The sequence below is a fragment of the Streptomyces xiaopingdaonensis genome (assembly GCF_000262345.1).
Taxonomy (GTDB): Bacteria; Actinomycetota; Actinomycetes; order Streptomycetales; family Streptomycetaceae; genus Streptomyces; species Streptomyces xiaopingdaonensis.
The window spans coordinates 1-4,669 of sequence record NZ_AJTQ01000354.1; the positions used below are offsets into that span (position 1 = coordinate 1).

Below are 4,669 nucleotides of genomic sequence, written 5' to 3' on the forward strand. Positions count from 1 at the left end.
GAAAGAGGCAGCCTCACGGTTCGCACGGCCGACGTGACCGAGGAGCACACCGTGCAGGAGGTGGTGGACGCAGCGGCGGAGGAACTCGGCGGTATCGACGTCCTGGTGAACGTCGCGGGCGTCCACCGCACCACGCCGATCGAGCAGTTGAGCATGGCCGACCTCGACCGGCTCTACCGCGTCAACCTGGTGGGCACCGCGCTGTGCTGCCGTGAGGCGCTGCGGCACCTCCCGGAGGGGACGGGCGTCATCGTCAACGTGGCCTCGACGGCCGCCGCGCACGGCAACCCGTACATGACCGCCTACTCGGCGAGTAAGGGCGCCGTGCTCGGCTTCACGCTGAGCCTGGCGGCGGAGCTGGCAGGCCGCGGCATCAGGGTGGTGGCCGTCTCCCCGGGCACGGTGGACACCCCGCTGACGGCTTCCGGCGTGCTACCGCCCGGCCCGGACTACAGCTATTACGCCCGCATCGCCTCGCCTCTCGGCGCTGCGGCCCCGGAGCAGATCGCCGCCACCCTCGCCTACGCCGCCTCGCCCGACGCGAGTTACCTCACCGGCGTGGATCTCCGCGTCGACGGCGGCTCCCACATCTGAGGCGAGCCGACCGGCAGCCTCGTCAGGCGTCGCCTGTCCCCCTACGGCGCTCGCCTCGGTTGCGGAGACGCACGGTCAGCCAGGCCGCGAGCAGCACGACGACCGCGCCGAGCACCACCTTCGACACCACCCCGACGTACTGCTCCACCAGCTCCCAGCGGTCGCCCAGCAAGTAACCGGCGGTCACCAGCACGGTGTTCCACAGCAGGCTGCCGAGTGCCGTGAGCGCCAGGAAGAGCGGCAGCCGCATCCGCTCCACGCCCGCGGGTATCGAGATCAGACTCCGGAAGACCGGCACCATGCGCCCCAGCAGCACGGCCTTCGTCCCGTGACGCCCGAACCACGTCTCCGTGCGCTCCAGGTCCGCCACTTTGACGAGCGGCAGCCGCTCCCAGAGCGCGTACATCCGCTCCCGCCCGAAGAGCACTCCGATCCAGTACAGGGCGGCCGCCCCCACGACCGACCCGAGCGTGGTCCAGAAGAGCGCTGACCCGAGCGTGAGCACGCCCTGCCCGGCAGCGAACCCGGTGAGCGGGAGGATCACCTCGCTCGGCAGCGGCGGGAAGAGGTTCTCCAGCGCGATCGCCAGCCCGGCGCCGGGACCGCCGAGAACGTCGACGAGATCGGCCGCCCATCCGGCGAGGCCGCCGGCGGGCTCCTGGGGAAGCGCCGTGTGGTGGAGCGGCGGCAGGTACGGGGTCGCAGAGCAAGCGGGCATCGGGCCTCCGGGGCAGGCGGACGGTCTGCGGGGCACGGCCCCGGGTCGCGGGCCACGTTATGTGATCGCTTTGCGGGACAGGACGTTGCATCGGGCATCCGTCGCCCATGACGTGCCCCGGCACACGACAAGCGGGCCGGGAGCGGGGCTGTGCGCCCTGCTCCCGGCCCGCTGCGAGGGGTCGGGTCCTGTGGCCGTGTTCCCCTTAGTACGCGGAGTCGACGTTGTCCATCGAGCCGTACTTGTCAGCCGCGTAGTTGCAGGCGGCGACGATGTTGGCGACCGGGTCGTAGAGGTCCTTCTCGGTCCCCTTGACGTGGTAGGCGTCGAAGGTGGGCTGGATCACCTGGAGGAGACCCTTCGACGGGACGCCGTTCTTGGCGTTGACGTCCCAGTCGTTGATCGCCTTCGGATCACCGGCGGACTCGCGGATGATGTTCCGCTTGATGCCGTCGTAGGAGCCGGGGATGTCGTTCTTCTTCATGACATCGCGGGCTTCCTTGATCCAGCCGTCGAGGTTGTTGCTGTACTTCTTCGGCTGGCTCCGCTCGGCGGAGCGGGACGCGGCGCCGTCCTTGGCGCGGTCGTCGGCCTTCTCAGCGGCGTCGTTGCCCTTGGTGCCCTCGGCGCCGGTCTTCGTGCTGCCGTCCTCGCCGCCGGCCTGGCCGGCGGAGCTGAGGATGCTGCCCTGCGCGTCGGCATTGGTCGGATCACCGCCGTGGGCGCGCTGGCCGGGTATGGCCAGGGCCTTGTCGCTGTCCACGTCGGCGACCTTGGCGACGCTGCCGTCCTGCTGCGACACGACCTTCTTCGGCCCCTGGTCGCTCGGCGCGCCCTGTGCCGAGGCGGCAGGTGCCGCCGCCATCACGAGAGCCGCGGTGGTGCCTGCGGTGACCACACCGGCGGCGGAGTAGGTGCGGAGCTTCGAGGGCCGGTTCAGGAAGGTGGTGGCGTTGAGCATGCGGGTGGGTGCCCTTTCGTTTGCGGGTCCGATGAGGATCTTTGTCCGCATCAGCGAGCAATGTCCGCAATTGTTAAAGCAGGTCGAGCCCCGGGGCAAAGGTGTGACCTACGACGCCGTTTCGTTGCCGTACGTTCGCCGACGGCACTCGCGCCCGCGGGGCCCGTCGCACGCAAGGGCCGGCGCGGCGCTGCCGCGACTACGGTCCTTCGGGGGTGACGTGGGCCCTATGAGCGAGCGCACCCGGCACCGGCCCGGGTGCGACGGTACGTAACCGACTGTCGGCATACGGGAGTTGAGCCAGAGGACCGGCGCGAGCCGCGGGACGCCGATGCGTACCCCCTTGCTGGGGCTCGGGTGCGTACGCGCATATGAGGGGAGCCGAGACGCGGCAGACAGTCTGGTGCGACCGCAGCCGTGCCAGGGATCGTGCGCCCTGCCCAGCCGTTCCCTCACCCCGTGGGGCGTACGGCACGGGGTGCAGGCAGCCCCTCGGCCCCAGCGGGCCGGCGCCGAACAGGGGCGTCGCGCGGGCGGCCGCGCCGGCGAAGCCCTGCTCCACGCAGGGTGAGCGAGCCCCCACAGCTCCCGACGCCCAGGCGTGGCAGCGAAACAGCGGCGCCCCCAGGCGTCTCCGCCTGCGAGCCGACGGCGGCCCGCCACCCCTCCCACCGCATCCGCCTGGCGGGCGCGTCGCTCCCCGCGTACGGGGCGGGGAGGGCTGCGTCAGAGGTGCGCGTCGAGCCCGGACGCACACTGGCCCAGGGCGCACACCAGGCGCGCAAAGCGCCGTCACGGACGCCCGCGCTCCCGTGCGCTCGGCCCGAAGCACCGCATCCGGCGAGGGGCTTCGAGTCGTCCGCTCGAAGCCCCGGCATCCGGCATACGAAAGCGGGCCGGGAGCGGGGCTGTGCGCCCTGCTCCCGGCCCGCTGCGAGGGGTCGGGCCCTGCGGCCGTGTTCCCCTTAGTACGCGGAGTCGACGTTGTCCATCGAGCCGTACTTGTCGGCGGCGTAGTTACTCGCCGCGGCGATGTTGGCGACCGGGTCGGTCAGATCCTTCTCCGTGCCCTTGACGTGGTAGGCGTCAAAGGTGGGCTGAATCACCTGGAGCAGACCCTTGGAAGGGGTGCCCTTCTGGGCGTTGACGTCCCAGTCGTTGACGGCGTTGGGGTCACCCGCGGACTCGCGCATGACGTTCCGCTTAATGCCGTCGTAGGAGCCGGGGATGTCATTCTTCTTCATGACATCGCGGGCTTCCTTGATCCAGCCGTCGAGGTTGTTGCTGTACTTCTTCGGCTCACTCCGCTCGGCGGAGCGCGAGGCGGCGTCGCTCTTGGCGCGGTCGTCGGCCTTCTCGGCCTTGCCGCTCTTCTCGTCGCCGCTCTTGGCCTTCTTGTTGTCGCCGGCCTGCGCGTCCTTGTCGAGGATGCTGCCCTGGGCCTTGGCGTTGGTCAGGTCGCCCTCGTGGCCGCGCTGCCCGGGGATGTCGAGGACCTTGCCGTCCTTGACGTCGGCGGTCTTGGCCGGCTGCGCGGTGGCGGTCTTCTTCGCCCCCTGGTCGCTCGGCGCGTCCGAAGCCGCGGCCGGCGTGCCCGCCATCACGAGCGCCGCTGCGGCACCGGCGGCTGTCACACCGGCGACGGAGTAGGTACGGAGCTTCGAGGGGCGGTTCAGGAAGGTGGCGTTGAGCATGAGGGTGAGTGCCCTTTCCGGTTGCGTGCGTGCCTCGCGGAGGTTCGTCCGCTATGGCGTGCAATGTCCGCAATTGTTAGAGCAGGCTCGGCCCAGGGGCAAAGATGTGACCTACGAAGCGGCTTACGGGGCCCGGCCGAGCGCCCGCGCACACGGACGCCCTCCATGGCGCCGCGGACCGGTACTTCCTACGAACCAGTTTCGGACGTGAGCTGGCTCCTATGAGGGAGCCCACCCCAGGGCCTCCCGTCAATGGCTCCGAGGCACGGCTCGTAAGCACACCGGCACCGGCAACGGACCCTCGGTGACGGGGGGATGACGGCCTGTCCGAGACCCTCGGACACGCGACGACCCCCGCCCCCGCGGGGCTGCGCCTGCGGGAGCGGGGGTCGGGCTTCGGGGCCTGTCGGCCTCAGGACTGGGGCCGGCGGCCGTGGTTGGCCGCGTTGTTGCGGCGGGCCTTCTTCTTGCGGCGACGCTTCGACGACATGGCGGTCTCCTCTCTGCCTCTTCCTGGGTGCTCGGTGGCGCGCACGGCTCCACCGAGGGGACACCCTGCCATCCCGGAGCCCCGGCGTGCGAACACGGGCTGTGGTCACCCGCGTCCGGCAGCTCGCCGGAACGGGTACTCGCCGGATGGTGCCCGCCCGCGAGCGCGCCTAGGTGTGTTGTCCCGGCACGTTGGTGACAGGGCGGTTTGCA

At 70.9% G+C, this 4,669-nt stretch carries 5 protein-coding genes; 1 reads left to right on the plus strand and 4 read right to left on the minus strand.

Translation table 11 applies throughout. The features are described from left to right. Positions 1–594: SDR family NAD(P)-dependent oxidoreductase (locus tag UWG_RS0126675; protein ID WP_016910250.1), on the plus strand; the 594-nt coding region annotated here is incomplete at its 5' end. A gap of 22 nt (positions 595–616) precedes the next feature. Here UWG_RS0126675 and UWG_RS0126680 read toward each other — a convergent pair. The 4 genes from UWG_RS0126680 to UWG_RS34405 form a co-directional block, all read right to left on the minus strand. Continuing rightward, positions 617–1,312: a DedA family protein gene (locus tag UWG_RS0126680; RefSeq protein ID WP_016910251.1), complete on the minus strand. Its 696-nt coding sequence runs from the start codon at positions 1,310–1,312 to the stop codon at positions 617–619. Positions 1,313–1,517: 205 nt separating this feature from the next. Continuing rightward, positions 1,518–2,273, minus strand: a complete 756-nt coding sequence (locus tag UWG_RS0126685; protein ID WP_016910252.1) for a transglycosylase SLT domain-containing protein — start codon at positions 2,271–2,273, stop codon at positions 1,518–1,520. A 965-nt stretch (positions 2,274–3,238) separates the two neighbouring features. Continuing rightward, positions 3,239–3,967 (minus strand): transglycosylase SLT domain-containing protein, encoded by a 729-nt coding sequence (locus UWG_RS0126690; protein ID WP_016910253.1) that lies wholly within the window; start codon positions 3,965–3,967, stop codon positions 3,239–3,241. A 412-nt stretch (positions 3,968–4,379) separates the two neighbouring features. Then, entirely contained in the window at positions 4,380–4,529 is a 150-nt protein-coding gene (locus tag UWG_RS34405) for a hypothetical protein (protein ID WP_474773832.1), read from the minus strand. Between the last annotated feature and the right edge of the window lie 140 nt (positions 4,530–4,669).

Excerpts from the sequence above, each read along its gene's own strand:
- UWG_RS0126685 (WP_016910252.1), bottom strand. The coding sequence starts at position 2,273 with ATGCTCAACGCCACCACCTTCCTGAACCGGCCCTCGAAGCTCCGCACC.
- UWG_RS34405 (WP_474773832.1), bottom strand. The coding sequence starts at position 4,529 with ATGGCAGGGTGTCCCCTCGGTGGAGCCGTGCGCGCCACCGAGCACCCA.
- UWG_RS0126690 (WP_016910253.1), bottom strand. The coding sequence starts at position 3,967 with ATGCTCAACGCCACCTTCCTGAACCGCCCCTCGAAGCTCCGTACCTAC.
- UWG_RS0126680 (WP_016910251.1), bottom strand. The coding sequence starts at position 1,312 with ATGCCCGCTTGCTCTGCGACCCCGTACCTGCCGCCGCTCCACCACACG.